Source organism: Lysobacter soli, from assembly GCF_009755585.1.
Taxonomy (GTDB): domain Bacteria; phylum Pseudomonadota; class Gammaproteobacteria; order Xanthomonadales; family Xanthomonadaceae; genus Lysobacter_J; species Lysobacter_J soli.
On sequence record NZ_CP046603.1, the window covers coordinates 3,997,794 to 4,017,739 of the forward strand.

Consider the following 19,946-nt stretch of genomic DNA (forward strand, 5'->3'; position numbering starts at 1 on the left):
GCGAGCGCCGAGTCTAACCGCGGCCGCGCCGCCTTCAGGGGAACGGATCAGTCATCGTCCCGGTCGCGTGCGTGCGCCTTGCGGGCCGGGCCGACTTCGACCGAGCCATCCTTCCAGATCGCGTCCTCGACGGCCCAGTACCGTTCCGGATCGAGTCGCCACGGCGCGTACATCGCGCGCAGATCGAACCCGCCCTGGGTGTCCTCGATGGTGTTCGCGCCCGGCGGCGGCGCGTGCACGTAGAGGCGGCCGTCGGTGTAGCCGACGCGGCTCCCGGTGATCTGCGTGTTCTGGCGCGTGATCTCCGCGGCGAGCCGCGGCTTGGCGACCTGGTCGCCGAATCGCGCGTAGAGCGCCGCGCCTTCGTGCAGCGCGCGCTCGCGCTGCGCCGCGTCGAGTTCGAGCCACATCTTCTCGCGCAGCACGACGAAGCTGGGATACATGCGCTCGGCCGCGAGGTCGGCCCACGCGTAGGCGAGCGCGGGATCGCGCTCCACGCCCACGCCGTGCCAGTACATCAGGCTGATGCGGTGCTGCGAATACTTGTCGGCGTAGCGAGCGGCGGTGGTGAACAGACGCAGGGCATCGTCCCAGCGGCCCTGCGCCGCGGCCTCGCTGGCGAACAGGCGGTTGCGTTCGTTCGGGAAATTCGCCGCCAGGCGCGTGCGTTCGTCGAGGTCCGAGGCGTTCATGCGATCGCTGGGCGCGACGACGGCGTCCAGTGCCTCCGGCGAGGGCGTCGTCGGCCCGGCGGCCAGCGCCGTGGCGAAGAGGATCGAGGCAACCAGTTCCATGGCGTTCTCCGCGGTCATTGGGGTGTCGTGCGTCAGCGTTCGCGCGGATCGAGCGGCCCGCGGCCGCCGCGTCGCACCGTTTCGAGCTCGCCCACTTCGACCGTGCCGTCGAGCAGGCGATCCTGTTCCTGCCAGTATCCGTCCAGGCGGCGCAGGCCGCCTTCCCTGCCATACAGCTCGTCCGGCGAACCCGCGACCGAGACCGCGTAGGCCGCGGCGTTGCTGCCGACCTCGGTGAGGAACACGCCGTTCACCGGACCGCCGCCGGTTTCGATGCGCTGGTTCCGATAACCCACGCGGCTGCCGGTCATGTCGCGCGCGAAGCGGCGCATCTCGGCTTCGGCGCGCGGCTTGGCGATGTCGTCGCCGTATCGTGCGTAGTACGCCTCGCCTTCGCGCGGAACACGCGCCTGCTCCTGCGAGCTCAACTGCGCCCACATTTTCTCCCGTATCGCGAGCAGGCGCGGGTTGCCGCGCTCGGCGGCCAGGTCGCTCCAGATGTAGGCCTGCACGCGATCGACCGGCGTGCCGACCCCGTGCCAGTGGATCAGGCTGAGATAGTGCTGCGAATACTTGTCGGCATAGCCGGAGGCCAGTTCGAACCGGGCGATCGCCTCGTCGAAGTGGCGCTGCTGGTAGGCCTTCAGACCCTGCACGCGGAACTCCTCGTTCGGGCGTCCGCGCAGCGACGGCAGCATCGCGTCCAGCTCCATGAAGCTGGCGCCGGTGAGCGGCGGCGCCTCGTCGGCGCGCGCGTCGGTCGCGAACACAAGCGCGAGCAGCGCCGGGATCAGGAAACGTGCGGTAGGCATGGCGATCCTTCCTTCCGTCGGGACTTCCACTCGGATATGGAACATCGGCACGGCGGCCACCGGATCATCCCACGGCGTGTTCAGCCTCGCGCCGCGCCCATCCGAAAGGCGCTTCCGGCACAATACGCGGCCGCCCCAGCGGCAGCAAACGCGCCCCATGCACGGTCTCAATCCTCCTCAACGCGCCGCCGTCCTGCACACCGACGGCCCCCTGCTCGTGCTCGCCGGCGCAGGCAGCGGCAAGACGCGCGTGATCGTCGAGAAGATCGCGCACCTCATCGCCTCTCGCGCGATGCCGGCCAAGCGCATCGCGGCCATCACCTTCACCAACAAGTCGGCGAAGGAAATGAAGGAACGCGTCGCCAAGCGCATCAAGGGCGACGCCGCCGAAGGCCTGACCGTCTGCACGTTCCATGCGCTGGGACTGAAGTTCCTGCAGATCGACCACGCCAAGGCCGGCCTGCGCCGCGGTTTTTCGGTGTTCGACAGCGACGACAGCACGGCGCAGATCAAGGACCTGATGCCGCCGGGCAGCAAGCCCGACGCGATCGACGACATGCGCAATCTGATCTCGCGCGCGAAGAACGCGGGGCTGTCGCCGGAGGAAGCGCTGGCGGTGTCAAAAAGCCCGCGCGAGATGGAAGCGGCGCTGATGTACCAGCGCTACCAGGCGCGGCTTTCCACGTTCAACGCGGTGGATTTCGACGACCTGATCCGCCTGCCGGTGCAGATGCTCGAAGGCGACGAAACGCTGCGGCTGGCGTGGCGCGAACGCATCGGCTACCTGCTCGTCGACGAATGCCAGGACACCAACGACGCGCAGTACCGCCTGCTGAAGGCGCTGGCCGGCGAGAAGGGCCTGTTCACCTGCGTGGGCGACGACGACCAGTCGATCTACGCCTGGCGCGGCGCGAATCCGGACAACCTGCTGCAGCTGGGCAAGGATTATCCGTCGCTGCAGATCATCAAGCTGGAGCAGAACTACCGCTGTTCCAACCGCGTGCTGCGCGCGGCCAACGCGCTGATCGCGCACAACCCGCACGAACATCCCAAGACGCTGTGGAGCGACCAGCCCGACGGCGAGCGCATCCGCGTGTGGGAATGCCGCGACAGCGCGCACGAAGCCGAGAAGGTCGCCGCGGAGATCCACTTCCTCGCCGCCGCCAAGCAGGCGCCGTGGAGTGATTTCTGCATCCTGTTCCGCGGCAACTTCCAGAGCCGAGTGCTGGAGAAATCGCTGCAGCTGCTGCGCGTGCCGTACCACCTGAGCGGCGGCACGGCCTTCCTCGAACGCGGCGAAGTGAAGGACGCGCTCTCGTGGCTGCGCCTGATCGCCAATCCCGACGACGACGCCGCGTTCCTGCGCGCCGTGCAGTCGCCCAAGCGCGAAGTCGGCGCGACGACGCTGGCGAAGCTCGCCGAACTCGCGCAGCAGGCGCACATGCCGATGTCGCGCGCGGCCGAGCAGATCGGCGTGCTCAAGCAGTTGCAGCCGCGTGCGGCGAACGCGCTCGACGGTTTCGTCAGCATCGTGCGCCATCTGCGCGGCGAGGCTTTCAAGATCTCGCCGGCGGAACTGGTGCGCGTGCTCGCCGAAAAGAGCGGCCTGCTCGCGTCGATCCGCGCGCAGTGCAAGGACGAGGCGAGTTTCCAGCGCCGCAAGGAAAACCTGGAAGAGCTGTCGGAATGGTTCGACGGCGGCAAGGGCTCCGGCCCGGGCGAACTCGCCGCGCAGCTCGCGCTGCTGTCGCACGCCGACAAGGGCGAAGCCGGCAACCAGGTACGCATGATGTCGCTGCACGCCGCCAAGGGCCTGGAGTTCCGCTACGTCTTCATCGTCGGCATGGAAGACGGCACGCTGCCGCACGAAATGGCGCTGGAGGAAGGCTCGCTGGAAGAAGAGCGCCGCCTGCTCTACGTCGGCATCACGCGCGCGAAGGAACAGCTGTGGCTGTCGCATTCGCGCGAGGCGTCCAAGTGGGGCGACAAGCTGCGCCTGAAGCCCAGCCGCTTCTTCGACGAGCTGCCGGCGGCGGAGATCCAGCGCGACGGCGCCGATCCGGTCGCCGACGCGGCACGCAAGCAGGAACGCGCGGCGGCGGGGTTTGCGGCGATCAAGGCATTGCTGGGCGAATGACTCCGCGAGTCGCGCGGATCGCTTTCGATCCCCGCGCGCGCGGCGCAGAATGCGTTCCAGCTTCCGTGGAATGACGAACCACATGCATCTCCGCCGCATCCACCACGTCGCGATCATCGCCTCCGACTACGCGCGTTCGAAGGATTTCTACACACGCGTGCTCGGCCTGCGCGTCGTCGCCGAGGCGTACCGCGAAGCGCGCGACTCGTGGAAGCTCGACCTCGCGCTGCCAGACGACACGCAGATCGAACTGTTTTCGTTCCCGTCGCCGCCGCCGCGCCCGTCGCGACCGGAAGCGCGCGGTCTGCGTCATCTCGCGTTCGAAGTGACCGACGTGGCCGCCAGCGCGGCGGAACTCGAATCGCACGGCGTCGAGGTCGAACCGTTACGCGTGGACGAATACACCGGTCGGCGCTTCACCTTCTTCGCCGATCCGGACGGATTGCCGATCGAACTCTACGAGGCCGCCGCGTGAGCTTCTCCATTCGTCCAGCCACCGCGGCCGATCACGCACGCATCCTCGCGCTGAACCTTGAATCGGAAGAGATGCTCAGTCCGATGGACGCCTCGCGCCTGCGCGAACTCGATGCGATGGCCGCGTACCACCGCGTCGCGTGCGAGGGCGAGGAGGTCGTCGCGTTCCTGTTGGCGTTCCGCGAAGGCGTCGCCTACAACAGTCCCAACTACGTGTGGTTCGCGCAGCGTTATCCGCGCTTTTTGTACGTCGATCGCGTCGTCGTCGCCGGCACGCACCAGGGGCGCAAGCTCGGTCCGCTGCTGTATCGCGACCTGTTCGACTTCGCGCGTGCGGCCGGTGTGGATACCGTGACCTGCGAGTTCTACACCGTGCCGCCGAACGAGGCGTCGCGGCGTTTCCACTCGGCCTTCGGCTTCAGCGAAGTCGGCTCGCAATGGGTTGCCGACGGTCGCAAGCAGGTGTCGCTGCAGGTCGCGGCAACCTGAGCAGACGCTGGGCGCGCGGGCGCGCGCACGGCTAGAATTCGCGCGCCCGGAGCGGGCCGGGGCGCGGGGAGCGCCCTGTCAGTCACAGGAGCAGGGTTTAGATGATCAAGCATGGATACGCGGCGCTGCTGGCGCTCGCGTGCGGCGCGCTGTCGCCGATGGCGCACGCGCAGGGGCAGTTCTTCCTCGCCGGCAACTTCGGCGAAGCGACGTACGAGGATATCGACACCGGCGAGGACAGCGCCGACACGCAGGCCTTCAGCCTGGGCTACCGCTGGCAGGCAGGTCCTTACGTCCAGGTCGGCATCGAGGCCGGCACGGGCCGCGTCGATGCGATCGGCAACGTGGAGGAGTACTCCGATTCCTTCATCCGGAGCCGTTACGAAAGCAGCCTGGAAACGCGCTACAACCACATCGGCGCGAACGCGCGTTTCGCCTTCGGCAACAGCCGCTGGTTCGCGATCGCGCGCGCCGGCTACGCCGATTTCCGCGCCGATCTCGACGAGCGCTACGAGGAGCAGGTGCTGACGTTCCCGCGCGAGACCTACACCAGCTCGACGCAGCTGGACACCGATGGCGCGTACTTCGGTGCGGGCGTCGGCGTGGATCTCACGCGCTACCTCAGCGTCAACGTGATGGTGAACGGCTACGCGTACTCCGACTTCGACGATGCAGACTACGACGAGGACATCGGCACGGCCTCGACCACGACGCTGGGTGTCGAACTGCGCTTCTGAAGCATCCTTTCGAAGCACCGTGACAGGGTCGGCCTTGCCGGCCCTGTCGCATTGCCGCTGCCATGCGGCTGAAACCGGACATGCCGGCGACGTCGGCTAAACTCGCGGGCCTAATCGTCAACGGCCCCACGCCATGTCGCACCGCGTACTCACCCTGACCGTCCTGGCCTGCGCGCTCGCGCTGGGCGCATGCAAGCGGAGCGACACGCTGGCACCGGCCGCCGATGCACCCGCGCCCGCAGCGTCCTCGGCTGCGACCGCGAAGCCGACCGCGCCGGCCGACGACAACCTCAACGCCGTGCTCTGGGTGCAGACCAGCGCCGAATACCAGGCCGCGACCACGACCGTCTATCGCGCCGCGGCGGACAAGCTCGATGTCGCATTGAAGGAAAAGAACTGGGACGCGCTGGTCACCGGTGAGCGCGGCAACGCGGCGACCGGCCTGCCGCCGGCGGTGGTCATGGACGTGGACGAGACCGTGCTCGACAACTCGCCCTACCAGGCCCGCCTGGTCAGCCAGGGCAAGGAGTACGACGAGGTCACCTGGGACGCCTGGGTCGCCGAGAAGAAGGCCAAGGCGGTGCCGGGCGTGGTCGAGTTCGCCAAGGCGGCCAGCGCGAAGGGCGTGACGATACTCTACCTCTCCAACCGCGCGGTGCACCTGAAGGACGCGACGATCGCCAACCTCAAGGCCGTCGGCATGCCGGTGAAGGACGACAGCGTGTTCCTCGGCCTGGGCACCGTGGTGGAAGGCTGCGAGCAGAACGGCAGCGAGAAGGATTGCCGTCGCCGCCTCGCCGGCCAGCAGTACCGCGTGCTGATGCAGTTCGGCGACCAGCTCGGCGACTTCGTGCAGGTCACGGCGAACACGCGCGACGGCCGCTCGCAGCTGCTGGACGAATACGGCGACTGGTTCGGCGAGCGCTGGTTCATGCTCCCCAACCCGACCTACGGCAGTTGGGAGCCGGCGCTGTTCAACAACGACTGGGCCCAGCCGCGCGAAGCGCGCCGCGAGGCCAAGCGCGCGGCGTTGAACCTCGCGCCCTGATTTCGTTATTTGAAATCAATGAGTTGCAACGTGTTTCTTGAGAGGTTGCATTAGGTTTGGAGGGCAGGTAGTCTGCCGTCCGTCCGGCGCGAGCCGGAGCCATGCCACAACTCGAAGTCCTCCGGCCCCGGCCGGATTTGAAGGAGGCCCCCGGCCTCCTTTTTCTTCGCCCGCGCGCCCACGCCGGCGACGGACGGTTGGTCTTTCCTTCGCCAGAACACATCGCCGTGATCCCGGATGCGCTTCGCTGTCCGGGCGGCACGATGCCGCTTGAACTGTGACGTCGGTTGCAATTCTCGGACGCCGACCGGGCAAAGCCCTTCAGGAAGCTTCAGCCCGGCCGATGGAGCGAACAGGCGAACTACGCGCATAGAGGCGCAAGGAAAGGCCATGAAGCGAGTCAGAGTCACGGTGGGCGCCGTGCTCTGCGCAATGGTGGTAACGGCGAATGCGCATGCGTCCGGCGGACGCATCTCGTTCACGGGCAGCGTGGTGACTCCCACCTGTGCTCCCGCCGCGATCCCAACCCCTGCACAGAACGTGCCGCAACACCTGCGCGTGAGTTGTCCGGGAATGTCGGTTCCCACGACCTATACCCTGCGACTGGAACCCGCCGCCTCGCATGCACGTTCGCAACTGGTCGCGTACTACGACCAGTACGTGCGCGACGCCGGCGGCACGGCCGTGTGGGTCGCGACACAAACCTACGATTGACCTGCGCGACGTGCGTTGCGCGACGCACGTCCCATTTACGACCCCGAGGCGCCAGGCTTTAGCGCCTCGCGCGAATCGGGGGTCATTGGTAGGTCATGGTGAAGGTCAGCGTGCCGCGCACGTTGCCCGCGGCGATCGCGGCGGTGCTGGTGCGGTAGTACTGCACGTGGAACGGCAGCGACAGCGGGCCATCGGGCGTGGCGCCCATCGACTTCGCCGTATTGAATGGCACCGGCGCCGAGGCCGTCGCATCGAGCAGCTGGATGCCGACGTTGGTGGCGTTGCCGGTCGCCGCGGTGCGCGCGATGACACCGGTCGAGTTGTTGAAGGCGTTGGTCGTCGCGAACGAGATCGACGCGGTGGTGCCCGACTCGCACGTCAGGTTGATGTTGAAGCGCGTGCGCCCCGCGACCGAGCCAATCGCGGCCGGCAGCAGCGCGGCGGTGCTGACCGGCGGCATCGCGACCGTCATGTTCTGCGATCCCGTGTCGACAGTGCAGCCGACGCGACCCACGGTGGCGCCGCCGTTGAGCGTCAGCGCGGTGGACATCGGGCCGCTGCTGGGCGTGTAGCCGTACTCGTACCACCAGAACTGCATGAGCTGCACGCCCTGAAGCACGCCGGCCGTGACCGGGCCGGTCTTGATGAACTGCGCGGTGAAGGTCTGCGTCAGGCGGCCGGTCGAGCGCGGCACCGCGCCCATTTCGAAGCCTGCGGTGCTGCCAGGGCCGCAGCGGAGGCAGGCCGATGCCGACGCCTGGTCTTCCGTCGCGGTGAGCTTCAGGCCGATGCCGGGAATCGACGTGTCGAAGATGATGCCGTTCGCGCCGGTGTCCATCGGGTCGCGGGGCGCCAGGTTGCCGGCCTGGATGAAGAGGTTGTTGCCGCCGTTGTTGGCACTCGGGATGTTCGAGCAATTGAACTGCACGCTGACCGAGACGGGCGTCCCCAGCAGCGTGCCGACGGGCGTGTTGGGCTGCACGGTCACGCTGCCCATCGTCAGGCTCGCGGCCGAACTGGTGGAGCAGTTGGACACGGCCGCGACGGCATGGCCGGGCATCGCCACCGTCGCAGCGAGCAGCGCCAGCACCGCGATGCGCAGGAACCACGCGATCACCCCGCCGGGCGAGCGGGACAGGATGGCGGCGCAGAAGCGGGCGATGGACGAGTTCATGTGCGGTCGCGTCGTGTCGTAAGCCGGCCGGTCACAGGCTGGCCGCGGCGAAGGTGACGGTGGGAATGCAGCGCGCCTCGACCGTCGGCAGGTCCGCCGCGGTCTCGCCGGCCTTCGGCTGCGGCGACTGGTACGTGAAGGTGCACTGCATCGGCTTGTCGGATTCGTTCCAGGTCAGCGAAACCGTGCCTTCGCGCGCCGCGCCACGCAGCAGCAGGCGGCCGCCCTGCGCGACGGTACCGAGCGCCTGGCCCTGCATGTCGGTGACTTCGGCGCCGAACGGCACCGGCCGGCCATCGTCCATGCGCACGCGCAGCATCAGCGCGCGACCGTACTGCGTTTCGTACTTCAGCATGGTCACGCCGCCGGCGCGCGGCGCCACGCGGGCGCTGGTCGACTGCAACTGCACATCCAGCGGCAGGCCCTTGGGATCGAGCTCGACGGTGTTCATCGCGTACGGCGCGAGGTACGGCACCAATGCGTAACCGAAGCGATCCACCTTGACGCCCGGCGCGTTGACCACGCGGGCGCCCTTGGCGTTCGGGGCCGAGACGATGGCGATGGTGTCCCCGGCCGACTGGCCCAGCGTGACGCCGCCCGGATGCGCCACGATCGTGCCGCTCAACCCAAGCGACGCCTGCGAGAACCCGTCGCCCTGCCCGTAGCTGGCGTTGGCGGCGCCGAAACCGGCGCGATAGCCGGCGTTGACGCTGCTGGAGGTGCCCGCGTCGTCGTCGTGCGCGACGCTCGCGCCATAGGTGAACTGCGCATCGCGACCGGCCGTGCCGGCCAGGCTGAGCTGGGCCTGGTTGCGGCCGTCGGTGTCGTGCATCGCGCCGGCGGTGAGCATCGGCGCGCGCGGGCTGCCGCCCAGCGGCACGCTGACGTTGAGGAAGAACTGGTTGCTGAGCTGGCCGTTGAAATCGCGCACGCGATTGGCCGACACGCTGTAGTTGAACCAGCGGTAATGGTTGTTGTATCCGAGCTGGAACTGCAGGTCGGTGCCTTCGCGGGTCCAGTAGTCGCGCGCCGAGACGGTCGCGTAGACCGAACCGCCTGCGCTGCCCAGGCGCTGGTTGAGGTTGAGGTCGAAACGATTGCGCTGGCGATCCAGCGCGCTGCCGGTGCCGAAACGCGGATCGCGCTCGCCTTCCAGCGCGGCGCGCTGCTCCGGCGTCAGCACGCCGGGCAGCTCGTTGTTGTCGTCCAGGTTTTCGTCCACGTCGAAGCCGAGCGCCAGGTCGCGGGCGGCGAGCGCCTCGCGCAGGCTGTAGAAGCCGCTGGTGGAATAGCGGTACGACGCCAGGCTGAAGGACGTACCCGAGTCCGGGAACATCTTGCTGTAGGTCGCACGCACGCTCTGGCCGGTCTGCGCGTGTTCCGTCGGCAGCTTCGTACGCGCAGCGGTGACGTCGACCGCGAAAGCGCCCGCGCGCGTGTTGAGCGCGACGCCGCCGAGCGCCGAAACGTAACCGTCGGTGGTCACGCCGCCGCCGTAACCGGTGATCATGTTGCTCAGGCCGCGCTGCAAGGTGGCCTGCACCATCACCGGCTCGTCGAGCGAAGCGTCGTCGCGCACGGCGCCGGCGACGACCGAGAAGCGCGTCGAGCCCGGACGCAGCTGCTGCGGCACGGCTGCGTACGGCACGGAGAACTGGCGCACGCGGCCATCGGCCTCCGTGACCGTGACATCCAGGTCGCCGCCGTAACCGGTGGCGAAGAGGTCGTCGATCAGGAACGGGCCCGGCGTGACCGTCGTTTCGTACAGCATCACGCCGTTCTGGCGGATGCTGACGCGCGCGTTGGTTTCGGCCACGCCCCGCACCGTCGGCGCGTAGCCGCGCTGCGACTCGGGCAGCATGCGGTCGTCGGTGGCGACCTGCACGCCGCGCACGCCGACGCTGTCGAACAGTTCGCCCGTGGTGTAGCTGTCGCCCAGCGTGAGCTGCGCGCGCCACGGCGTGATGTCGCGGCGCACGTACGTGGAGATGGACTGGTAGTGATGCGTGGACGGCACATCGCCGACCGACGAGGTGCCGATGTAGGTGCCGTCATGGCGCAGGCGCCACGCACCCAGGTTCAGGCCGGCGTTGAGGCCGACGAACGTCGTGGTCTGTTCCACGCCGCCGCTGCGCGTGCGGTAGGCGTTGGCGTTGTAGCTCAGCAGGCCGGCGGTGACGCCCTGGTCCCACTGGTCGGGGCTGACGTAGCCGCGCGCGCGATAGCCCTGCCATGCCTGCGGCACGGTCACGTCCAGGCGCAGCTCGCCCTGGTCGTAGGTCGCGGTTGCGTCCGGGATCAGGTCCGACAGCGCGACGCAGCCGTCCTGCGCGGCGAGGCGCGCACGCGCGGCGTCGTCGAGCTTGTCGGTCGGCAGGCCGAGCTTGTCGAGCATCTCGGCGGTGAAGCACGGCACGGCGCTGGCCTCGCCCTGCGGCGCCTCGAAGCGCACGTCGGCTGCGCCGCTCCACTGGCCGTCCAGGTAGAGGTCGACGCGATACACGCCGGGCATGATCACGTTGCCGCGCTCGAAGCGGGACAGGTCCACCGCCTGATCCGAGCCGCCGGCGAGCAGCGTCATGTCGAACTGCGCGTCAGCCGGCGCGGCCGGGGCGGCGTACGCGCCCGACCAGGCGAGCAGTGCGCAGGCGATCGCGGTGCCGAGCACGGCACGGCCCGGCACACGCCGAAGTGCCGGCGACAGCTGGCCGGCACGAAAGGTCACGGAGCGACGACGCCCGTGAAGGCGGAAGAGGCGCCGAAGTCGTTGATCGCGCTGAAGCGCACGGCGGCGCCGGCGGCCGGCGGGGTCGTCAGCCCGGTCACGCGCAGGCGCAGTTCGCCCTTCGGCTCGACCATGCCGGTTTCGGCGGTGTACGCCTTGCCGCCCATGTCCACGGTCACTTCGTTGAAGGTGATGTAGTACGGAGTCGGGTTCTTCACCACGAGCACGGCGCCGTTGTCGGACACCGCGCGGAAGGTCACCAGGCCCGGGGCCTTGAGCGGATCGCCCTCCAGGCCGGCGGGACGGAAGAACAGCTTCAGGCGCGAACGCACCGCCAGCTGCATGTAGTTCTTGCCCTCGGCCTCGAGGTCGGCGGGCTTGGGCGGCACTTCCAGCACGTTGAGCCAGAACAGCGACTCGCGGTCGGCCGGGAGCGGCTCGCGGGTGTAGAGGATGCGCAGGCTCTGGTCGCGCTGCGGCTCCATGCGGAACATGGGCGGCGTGACGAGGAAAGGCGTGTCGACCGAATCGGGCGTCGCCTTGGGATCGCCACGATCGATCCATGCCTGTACCAGGGCCGGCAGGGTGTTGTCGTTGGTCAGGCGCAGGGTGACTTCGCCTTCCTTCGCCGGCAGCACGACGCGGGTGCCGCCGACCAGCACGTTGGCTTGGGCCACCGGGGCGAGGGTGCACGCTGCGAGCAGCGCCACGCACGCGGCGCGAATGAGGAGGTTCATGGGCGAAATCCTGGGAAGAAGGTCGGCCGGGGCCGAGGCGGGCGCGGCGACTGCCGCGCCCGCGATGCAGCGCTGGTGCTTAGTTGTAGACAACCGAGAACGTGACGTTCGAGGTGACCGCACCGGCGCCGGCGGCGGCGCCGTTGGCGACGTACTGCGCGAAGTAGTTCAGGGTCGCGCCGTTGTTGGCGATGGCGACCTGCTGCGAGCTCTGCGAGCCGGCGGCGTTCTGCAGGCTGATCTTGGTGGCGTCGGCGTTGAGCAGGCTGACCTGCACGTTGGCCGCGCCGCCCGAGGTGGTGTTGCGCAGGTTGCCCGTCGCCGTGTCGATGGTCGGACCGGCTTCGAAGTAGGTCACGGCATTGTTGATGCCGGCGCTGCAGTTCGACAGGACGATCGCGAACGGCGTCGTGCCGGCGGTGCGGCCGGCGGCGTTCAGGGCGGCGGTCGAGACGGACGGCAGGGTCACGCTGATCGTGGCCGGGCTGTTGGCGCCGTTGATGCGGCAGGTCGTCGAGGTGACGGCGCCGGTGATGTTGATCGTGCCGTCGGCAGCGAAGGCCGGGGCGATGGAGACGAGGCCGGCGGCAGCGGCGGCGACGAGGAGGATCTTCTTCATGAGTGCTAAGCCCTTGGAGTGAATAAGGTCCGGCGCGTGGCAGGACGCTTGCGCCGGCGAAGTGCCGGGTCAGGGCTTGGAAAGCAGAATCTGTGCCAACGGTCTCAAAACGGGTTTCGACCCGTTAGGAATGCGTGAAGCGGCCGATTTCGCCAATCCTGAACGAGATTTCGATCACATTTTCCGAGGCTGAAGACGCATTTCGACGGTTCGCGTCACTTTTTGACCCAAAGAATGTGACGCCATGCCGGTATTTCGACGCGCGCATCCACATTTCCAATCCGGGACGGCCTTGGCTTGCCGGCTTCCAGTCACGCCGCCAAGATGCCGCGAGCGACTTGGGGGAAGCCGCATCCGCATGAGACCGATCACCCGCGCCACCGCCGCGCTGACGCTGCTGGCCGCCCTCATGGCGGGCGGGTGCCAGCGCGCGCCCGCGCCGGTGGTCGAGCCGACTCCGACCGAACCCACGCAGGCGGTCGAGCAGCTGATCCGCGACCTGCGCCGCAACGACCTGGTGAGCTACTCGCGCCACGCCGTCCCGCCGGAGCTGCACGCCCGGCTCAACACCGCCTGGAACGAAGGCCGCACGCGCTGGCCGCTGACCGACCTCCCGCTCGACGACCGCCTGCCCGCCTTCATCGACGCGCTGTCCGCGCCCGGTGCGGAGAAGCAGCTGCTGACCGTCTACCGGCGTCAATTTTCCGGCGCGAACGCCGAGCTCCGCTCCGCTGCGGCCACGCTGGGGCTGTTCGCGACGCAGTACCTGCGCGCGGAAGGCGATTACAGCGACGACGAACGCGCGCACTACGTGCAACTGGTGAGCGCGATCAGCCGCTGGGCGCAGAAGGCGCCGCTGGGCGACGTGCAACTCGCGCGCCAGACGATTCCCTCGCTGGTCGCCGGCGCCCGCCAGACGGGCCTGGCCGGCGGGCCGGACCGCTTCCGCCAGCTGGGCATGCGCCACAGCCTGGAGCGCATGGGTCCGTTCTTCGAGCGGATGAAGCGCGTGGTGAAGGTGTACGGGCTGGATGTCGATGCCGACCTCGCCACCGCGCGCGCCAGCCTGATCGCACGCGAGGGCGAGCGCGCCCGGATCCGCCTGCAGTACACGCTGGCCGGCAAGGCGATCGAGGCCGAACTCGCGGTCGAACGACGCGACGGCCACTGGTACCTGACCGACGCCCTGCGCCACGCCGAGGCCGAAGCCGCGCGCTCGGCCAACGGCTCGCCCCCCAAGCCGGCGACCGACGAGAATGCGCCCGTCGCCGCCGCCGACAAGGTCACGCAACCGGCGCCGCCGGCTGCCACGAACGCCCCGCCCGCCGCCACCGCGCCCTGAACGCGCAAGGCCGCAAGGGCATAATGCCCGCGATGCCGAACCAGACGCCCCTGCCTTTCCCGGACGCCGACAAGGACGCGACGACCGCCGCTTCGCCCGCCCGAGAGGACGCGGCGACATCCCAACCTGCCCCGGCGGACGGCGCCGAAGCACCGCGCGAGCCCGATGCCGCGCAGGCGTCCCGCCGCGAATCCGAACCAGAAACCGAACCCGACCCGGCCCAGGCCGAACTTCCCATCGACGCCGCCGGCCACGTTCGCGATGACGACCGCGGTCGTCGCCCGGGCGGCCCGCGTCGTCCGTCCGTGCGTCGCCCGTGGTGGGCGAAGCTGCTCGGCCGGATCATGGCGCCGTGGGTGCAGGTCACCGTCGAACCGCGCAATCCGGCGGCCGAGATACCCGAGGAATGGAGCGGCCGCCCGGTCTGCTACGTGCTCGAGGACTACGGCCTGTCGAACGCGCTGATCCTCGAACGCGCCTGCCGCGAGGCCGGCCTGCCCTCGCCGCTGCAGCCGCTCCCGGGCGATCCGCTCAAGCGCAAGCGCGCCTACCTCGCGCTGTCGCGCCGCAACGTCAACACGCTGACCCAGCTGCAGCAGTCGCTGGGCACCGCGCCGCCGTCGCGCAAGACGCATTCGGGCTCGCTCGCGCACCTGCTCGACGCGCACCGCGCCGATCCGTCGATGGACGTGCAGCTGGTGCCGGTGTCGATCTTCGTCGGCCGCGCGCCGGACAAGAACAGCGGCTGGTTCTCGGTGCTGTTCTCGGAAAACTGGACGCTGGTCGGCCGCTTCCGCCGCTTGCTGGCGATCGCGCTCAACGGTCGCGACACGCTGGTGCGCTTCGCCCCGCCGGTGAGCCTGCGCGCGATCGTCGACGAAGGCCTGCCGCCCGAGCGCACGGTTCGCAAGCTCTCGCGCGTGCTGCGCGCGCATTTCCGCCGCATCCGCGCGGCGGTGATCGGCCCGGATCTTTCCACGCGCCGCCTGCTCGTCGACCAGGTGCTGGCTTCGCCCACGGTGAAGGACGCCATCGCCGACCAGGCCGCGCGCGACAAGAGTTCGCTCGCCGATGCGTGGAAGAAGGCGCACGGCTTCGCCTACGAGATCGCGGCGGACTATTCGCACCCCGTGGTGCGTTCGGCGAGCTTCCTGCTCACGCCGGTGTGGAACCGCATCTACCGCGGCGTGCTCGTCCACCACCTGGACAAGCTGAAGGACGACGCGCCCGGTTTCGAAGTGGTCTACGTGCCCTGCCACCGCAGCCACATGGACTACCTGCTGCTGAGCTACCTGCTGTACACGCGCGGCATCGTGCCGCCGCACATCGTGGCCGGCATCAACCTCAACCTGCCGGTCGTCGGCACGCTGCTGCGCAAGGGCGGTGCGTTCTTCATCCGTCGCAGCATCCGCGGCAGCGCGCTGTATTCGGCGGTACTGAGCGAGTACGTCGCGCAGCTGGTCGCCGGCGGCTATTCGATCGAGTACTTCGTCGAAGGCGGACGCTCGCGCACCGGCCGCCTGCTGCCGCCGAAGGGCGGCATGGTCGCGATGACGGTGCGCGCCTTCGTGCGCCAGCCCACACGCCCGGTGCTGTTCCAGCCGATCTACATCGGCTACGAGAAGCTGATGGAAGGCAACAGCTACCTCGACGAGCTGTCCGGCAAGCCGAAGGAAAAGGAATCCATCTGGCAGCTGCTGATGGGCATCCCGAAGGTGCTGCGCAGCAACTACGGCCAGGTGGTGGTGAACTTCGGCGAACCCATCCGCCTGGGCGACGTGCTGGCCGAGCACGCGCCGGACTGGGACGGCGCGCCGGTCAGCGACGAGGAAAAGCCGGCGTGGCTGTCCGACACCGTGGACGCGCTCGCGCAGCGCATCCAGGTGAACGTCAACCGCGCCGCCGACGTCAATCCGATCAACCTGCTCGCACTCGCCCTGCTGTCCACGCCCAAGCACGCGATGGGCGAGGCCGACCTGCGCGCGCAGATCCAGCTGAGCAAGACGCTGCTGGCCGAGCTGCCCTACTCCGACCGCGTCACGGTGACGCCGCACCCGGTCGAGGAGATCATCGCGCACGGCGAGGAAATCAACGTCCTCACCCGCACCAAGCATCCGCTCGGCGACGTGCTGGGCGTGAGCGGCGACAACGCGGTGCTGCTGAGCTACTTCCGCAACAACGTGCTGCATCTGTTCACGGCGGCGTCGTGGATCGCCTGCTGCTTCCAGAACAACCGCCGCATGAGCATCAACGGCGTGCAGCGCCTGGGCCGCAGCGTGTACCCGTTCCTGCAGGCCGAGCTGTTCCTGCCGTGGACGGAGGAGCAGTTCGCCGAACGCCTCAACCGCACCATCGACGTCTTCATCCGCGAAGGTTTGCTAGAAAAGATCAGCGACGACGAAGGCGGCATCCTCGCGCGCAATTCCGGCCAGAGCGACGAGGTGTTCCGGCTGCGCGCGATCGGCCATTCGCTGCAGCAGGCCTTCGAGCGCTACTACATCGCCATTTCGGTGCTGGTGAAGAACGGCCCGGGCACGCTGACGGCGGCCGAACTGGAAAGCCTCTGCCAGTTGGCGGCGCAGCGCCTGTCGCTGCTCTACGCGCCGGCCGCGCCGGAGTTCTTCGACAAGACGCTGTTTCGCGGCTTCATCCAGAAACTGCGCGAGATGCGCCTGGTGTGGCCGGACGAGAACAGCAAGCTCGCCTTCGACAGCCGCCTGGACACGTGGGCGAAGGACGCCAAGTTCATCCTCGGCCGCGAACTGCGCCACACGATCGAGAAGATCAGCCCGGAAAGTGCGAAGCCGGCGGCTGCGGTTGAGGTGGGGGGCGGGGCGGCGTAAGCGGAGCCTTAGTGGCTTGCGTTGCTGCTGTCGCTGTTGTTGCCACTGCTCTTGCTGTTGCTGTTGCTGTTGCTGTTGAACAGCCTTCTACGTTGCTAGCCCCGAAGGGCGCCGCACAGGATGTGCGGCGGTGAGCGCTGAGCCATGGATGGCGAATCGCGAACGCGCCCTTTTGCTTTCCGGTCGTGGGACTGGTTTGGACTTGTACGCACTTTCTTTGGGTTACTTTTCTTTGTGCGAGCAAAGAAAAGTGACCCGAGCGCCGTAGGCGATCGGAAGCTTGGATCGTGATTCTTCTTTGCTCTTCGACGCTGCGGGTAAAGCGTGAAAAGTCCATGGATTCCCGCCTTCGCGGGAATGACGAGCAAGGGCAAGGGTGACGGCAGCGGCAAGATCAGGACGGATTCCAGCTTTCGCTGGAATGACGGTGAGGTGGCTCACCGTGATCAGAGTGCCCGAACATTACGGGCCTGGATCCCGGCTTTCGCCGGGATGACGGAGAGGTTGTTCACCCGCCGTGGAGTGCCCAGACGCTGCGGGCCTGCGTCCCGGGCTGCGCCGGGATGACGGTGGAGTGGAAGTCACCGCACGAGAGTGCCCGTGCGGTACGGGCCTGGGTCCCGGCCTTCGCCGGGATGACGGAAAGGTGGTTCACCGGCCGTGGAGTGCCCCGACGGTGCGGGCCTGGGTCCCGGCCTTCGCCGGGATGACGGAAAGGTGGTTCACCGGCCGTGGAGTGCCCCGACGGTGCGGGCCTGGGTCCCGGCCTACTCCGGGATGACGGTTGGAAGGGTTCCAACGTCAGCGGAAACGACGGTTGCGAAAGAACCACCGCCGCGCGACAAACCTCACGCCAGCGCCGCGCGCCCCTCATCCGGGCAATGCACGAAATTCACCGGAATCCCGTGCGCGCCCAGCACGGCGGCGATCTGCCGCTGGCGTGCCTGGAAATGACGGTGCTGCGCTTCCAGCTTCGCGCGGCATTCGGGCGTGTCGCAGGGCGCTTCGGTGGCGTAGCGCGTCTTCCACGCGCGCGGCTCGAACATCGCGATGCGTGCCTCGCCGCTGGTGTAGTGCACCAGCGGTTCCGGCGGCGCGTCGAGCCAGTGCTCGCCTTCCGGCTGCAGCAGCGCGGTTTCCAGCAGCGGCCACAGTTCGGCAAGGCCCGCATGGTCGTACTGCATCGCCATCATCGCGGCCAGGTCGTGCACCGTGAGGTAGCGCGCGTGTTCGACCTGCACGCCGAAGGCCTGCTGCGCCGCCAGCGCGGTCGCCGCGCCGGCCATGCCGCGTTCCAGCAGTTCGCGTTCGAAGGCCTCGCCCACGCGCGCCGCGACGGCTTCGCTGCCGCCGAGCACGAACGGAACGAGGCGGAACGGGCCGCCCAGGTGATCGGTCGACGGCGTCAATGCGCCAGGCAGCTGCGCGTCGTGCGCGCCGAACGCGATGACCCGCCCCGCATCCGGCGCGACGCCGGCGCGCGGGGCGCGGGCGGCCAGCTGGTCGAGTTCGCGATGCAGCGGCCAGCCCGGACGCAGCAGCTCGACCGGGTCGTAATGCGCGCCGACGGTGATCAGGTCCAGCGACGCGGCTTCGGGCACGAAGCCGGCCAGGTCGGCCGCGATCAGCTCCGCCAGCGCGCCCACTTCGGCCTGCGCCAACGCCTGCCGGTGGACCGGCGAATCGCCGCGCAGTTCCAGGGCGAGTGCCCCGAGCACGTGGAGGGTGGCGGGCGGCGTGGGCATGGCGATCTGCGCTGGAGTCATGGCTTCCGTTATCGAGGATACGGTGGCGTGTGGTCGCCCGCGGGAGCCGGCGGTACACTTCAGGGCCATTATGCCCGCCCGGGTGTAAAGGCCCCGGCGACTTCCCCCTTTCCGAGTTTTTCGCGAGGTGTAGCGATGCGTCCTGCCCGTCCCGTTGCCGTGCTCGGCGGCGTCCGTATCCCGTTCTGCCGCCAGAACACCGCCTATTCGGACGTCGGCAACCTCGGCATGTCCGTGCGCACGCTCGGCGCGCTGGTCGAGAAGTTCGGCCTGCACGGCCAGCAGCTCGGCGAAGTCGCGATGGGTGCGGTGATCAAGCACTCCAGCGACTGGAACCTCGGCCGCGAAGCCGCGCTGTCCTCGGGCCTGTCGCCGCTGACGCCGGGCATCACCCTGCAGCGCGCGTGCGGCACCTCGCTGGATTCGATCATCACCATCGGCAACAAGATCGCCGCCGGCCAGATCGATGTGGGCGTGGGCGGCGGCTCGGACACGACGTCCGACGTGCCGATCGTCTACGGCCGCAAGCTGCGCCACCGCCTGCTCGAAGCCTCGCGTGCCAAGACGCCGCGCGACAAGCTGGCCGCGTTCAAGGGCTTCCACCTGCGCGAACTCAAGCCCGAATTCCCGGGCGTGGCCGAGCCGCGCACCGGCAAGTCGATGGGCGAGCACTGCGAGGACATGGCCAAGCAGTGGAACATCTCGCGCGATTCGCAGGACGAGTGGGCGCTGTCCTCGCACCTCAAGCTCGCCGCCGCCTACGAGCGCGGCTTCTTCAACGACCTGGTCGTGAGCTTCCGCGGCGTGGCGCGCGACAACATCCTGCGCGCCGACAGCACGCTGGAGAAGCTGGCCTCGCTGAAGCCGGCCTTCGACAAGACCTCCGGCCGCGGCACGCTGACGGCGGGCAATTCCACGCCGCTCACCGACGGCGCGGCGGCCTGCCTGCTGTCCTCGGACGAATGGGCGCGTTCGCACGGCCTGGAACCGCTGTGCTACCTGCGCGACGCGCAGGTCGCGGCGGTGGATTTCGTGCACGGCGAAGGCCTGCTGATGGCGCCGACCGTCGCGGTGCCGGAGATGCTCAAGCGCAACGGCCTGACCCTGCAGGACTTCGACTTCTACGAAATCCACGAGGCCTTCGCCGCGCAGGTGCTGTGCACGCTGCGCGCGTGGGAGAGCGAGGACTACTGCAAGGCCCGCCTCGGCCTGGATGCGCCGATGGGCCGCATCGACGTGGCGAAGATCAACCCGAACGGCTCCTCGCTGGCGGCAGGTCACCCGTTCGCGGCAACTGGCGCGCGCATCGTCGCCACCGCCGCGAAGGAGCTGAAGCAGCGCGGCGGCGGCCGCTGCCTGGTGTCGATCTGCACCGCCGGCGGCATGGGCGTGGTCGCTATCCTGGAGCGCTGAGCTTCCTTGCTGGCCGCCCGGCCGTGTCGCGGTCCGGGTGCGCCAGTGTCGGGACGTGGCGCGGCAGTCTTTTCGTCTCGCGCGCCAGTGCGCGGGACTCGCGTCCCAGTCTTTTTGCCTCG

Annotated in this window: 16 protein-coding genes; 9 read left to right on the forward strand and 7 right to left on the reverse strand. The window is 68.7% G+C overall.

Features of this window, described 5'->3' with window-relative positions; genetic code table 11:
• Nucleotides 1–47: 47 nt before the first annotated feature.
• Both GOY17_RS18160 and GOY17_RS18165 read right to left on the reverse strand, forming a co-directional pair.
• A complete protein-coding gene (locus tag GOY17_RS18160) occupies nucleotides 48–794 on the reverse strand; it encodes an SEL1-like repeat protein (RefSeq protein ID WP_157031414.1) in 747 nt (248 codons plus the stop codon).
• Nucleotides 795–826: 32 nt separating this feature from the next.
• The gene (locus tag GOY17_RS18165) at nucleotides 827–1,606 is read right to left on the reverse strand and encodes an SEL1-like repeat protein (protein WP_157031415.1); all 780 of its coding nucleotides are present in this window, start codon (nucleotides 1,604–1,606) and stop codon (nucleotides 827–829) included.
• Nucleotides 1,607–1,763: 157 nt separating this feature from the next.
• Between GOY17_RS18165 and GOY17_RS18170 the strand changes: the two genes are divergently transcribed.
• From GOY17_RS18170 to GOY17_RS18195, 6 genes are all read left to right on the forward strand, one after another.
• Nucleotides 1,764–3,743 carry a UvrD-helicase domain-containing protein gene (locus GOY17_RS18170; protein WP_157031416.1) on the forward strand — a complete coding sequence of 660 codons (1,980 nt, stop codon included), beginning with the start codon at nucleotides 1,764–1,766 and terminating at the stop codon, nucleotides 3,741–3,743.
• 82 nt (nucleotides 3,744–3,825) lie between these two features.
• Nucleotides 3,826–4,218, forward strand: coding sequence for an SMU1112c/YaeR family gloxylase I-like metalloprotein (gene gloA2 / locus GOY17_RS18175; RefSeq protein ID WP_157031417.1), 393 nt, complete (start codon nucleotides 3,826–3,828; stop codon nucleotides 4,216–4,218).
• Nucleotides 4,215–4,706 carry a GNAT family N-acetyltransferase gene (locus tag GOY17_RS18180; protein ID WP_232338480.1) on the forward strand — a complete coding sequence of 164 codons (492 nt, stop codon included), beginning with the start codon at nucleotides 4,215–4,217 and terminating at the stop codon, nucleotides 4,704–4,706. Before gloA2 ends, GOY17_RS18180 begins: the two co-directional genes overlap by 4 nt.
• A 101-nt stretch (nucleotides 4,707–4,807) precedes the next feature.
• A complete protein-coding gene (locus tag GOY17_RS18185) occupies nucleotides 4,808–5,443 on the forward strand; it encodes an outer membrane protein (RefSeq protein WP_157031418.1) in 636 nt (211 codons plus the stop codon).
• Between the two features lie 133 nt (nucleotides 5,444–5,576).
• Nucleotides 5,577–6,491, forward strand: a complete 915-nt coding sequence (locus tag GOY17_RS18190; RefSeq protein ID WP_157031419.1) for an HAD family acid phosphatase — start codon at nucleotides 5,577–5,579, stop codon at nucleotides 6,489–6,491.
• A gap of 573 nt (nucleotides 6,492–7,064) precedes the next feature.
• Nucleotides 7,065–7,205 (forward strand): hypothetical protein, encoded by a 141-nt coding sequence (locus tag GOY17_RS18195; RefSeq protein WP_157031420.1) that lies wholly within the window; start codon nucleotides 7,065–7,067, stop codon nucleotides 7,203–7,205.
• A gap of 82 nt (nucleotides 7,206–7,287) precedes the next feature.
• Here GOY17_RS18195 and GOY17_RS18200 read toward each other — a convergent pair whose 3' ends face one another.
• The 4 genes from GOY17_RS18200 to GOY17_RS18215 all read right to left on the reverse strand — a co-directional run bounded on the left by GOY17_RS18200 (nucleotide 7,288) and on the right by GOY17_RS18215 (nucleotide 12,460).
• On the reverse strand, nucleotides 7,288–8,379 hold the full coding sequence (locus tag GOY17_RS18200) for a fimbrial protein (protein ID WP_157031421.1): 1,092 nt from the start codon (nucleotides 8,377–8,379) through the stop codon (nucleotides 7,288–7,290).
• Nucleotides 8,380–8,410: 31 nt separating this feature from the next.
• Nucleotides 8,411–11,104 (reverse strand): fimbria/pilus outer membrane usher protein, encoded by a 2,694-nt coding sequence (locus tag GOY17_RS18205; RefSeq protein ID WP_157031422.1) that lies wholly within the window; start codon nucleotides 11,102–11,104, stop codon nucleotides 8,411–8,413.
• Nucleotides 11,101–11,841, reverse strand: a complete 741-nt coding sequence (locus GOY17_RS18210; protein ID WP_157031423.1) for a fimbrial biogenesis chaperone — start codon at nucleotides 11,839–11,841, stop codon at nucleotides 11,101–11,103. The genes GOY17_RS18205 and GOY17_RS18210 overlap by 4 nt, the downstream gene beginning before the upstream one ends.
• A 79-nt stretch (nucleotides 11,842–11,920) precedes the next feature.
• Nucleotides 11,921–12,460 carry a fimbrial protein gene (locus GOY17_RS18215; protein ID WP_157031424.1) on the reverse strand — a complete coding sequence of 180 codons (540 nt, stop codon included), beginning with the start codon at nucleotides 12,458–12,460 and terminating at the stop codon, nucleotides 11,921–11,923.
• Between the two features lie 358 nt (nucleotides 12,461–12,818).
• Between GOY17_RS18215 and GOY17_RS18220 the strand changes: the two genes are divergently transcribed.
• Nucleotides 12,819–13,802, forward strand: a complete 984-nt coding sequence (locus GOY17_RS18220; RefSeq protein ID WP_157031425.1) for a hypothetical protein — start codon at nucleotides 12,819–12,821, stop codon at nucleotides 13,800–13,802.
• Between the two features lie 23 nt (nucleotides 13,803–13,825).
• Complete coding sequence (plsB, locus tag GOY17_RS18225) at nucleotides 13,826–16,645, forward strand: glycerol-3-phosphate 1-O-acyltransferase PlsB (RefSeq protein WP_157031426.1); 2,820 nt, start codon at nucleotides 13,826–13,828, stop codon at nucleotides 16,643–16,645.
• Between the two features lie 848 nt (nucleotides 16,646–17,493).
• Here plsB and GOY17_RS18230 read toward each other — a convergent pair.
• Entirely contained in the window at nucleotides 17,494–18,390 is an 897-nt protein-coding gene (locus tag GOY17_RS18230) for a hypothetical protein (protein ID WP_157031427.1), read from the reverse strand.
• Nucleotides 18,391–18,546: 156 nt separating this feature from the next.
• Between GOY17_RS18230 and GOY17_RS18235 the strand changes: the two genes are divergently transcribed.
• Nucleotides 18,547–19,824 (forward strand): acetyl-CoA C-acetyltransferase, encoded by a 1,278-nt coding sequence (locus GOY17_RS18235; RefSeq protein ID WP_115843283.1) that lies wholly within the window; start codon nucleotides 18,547–18,549, stop codon nucleotides 19,822–19,824.
• The last annotated feature ends 122 nt before the right edge of the window (nucleotides 19,825–19,946 follow it).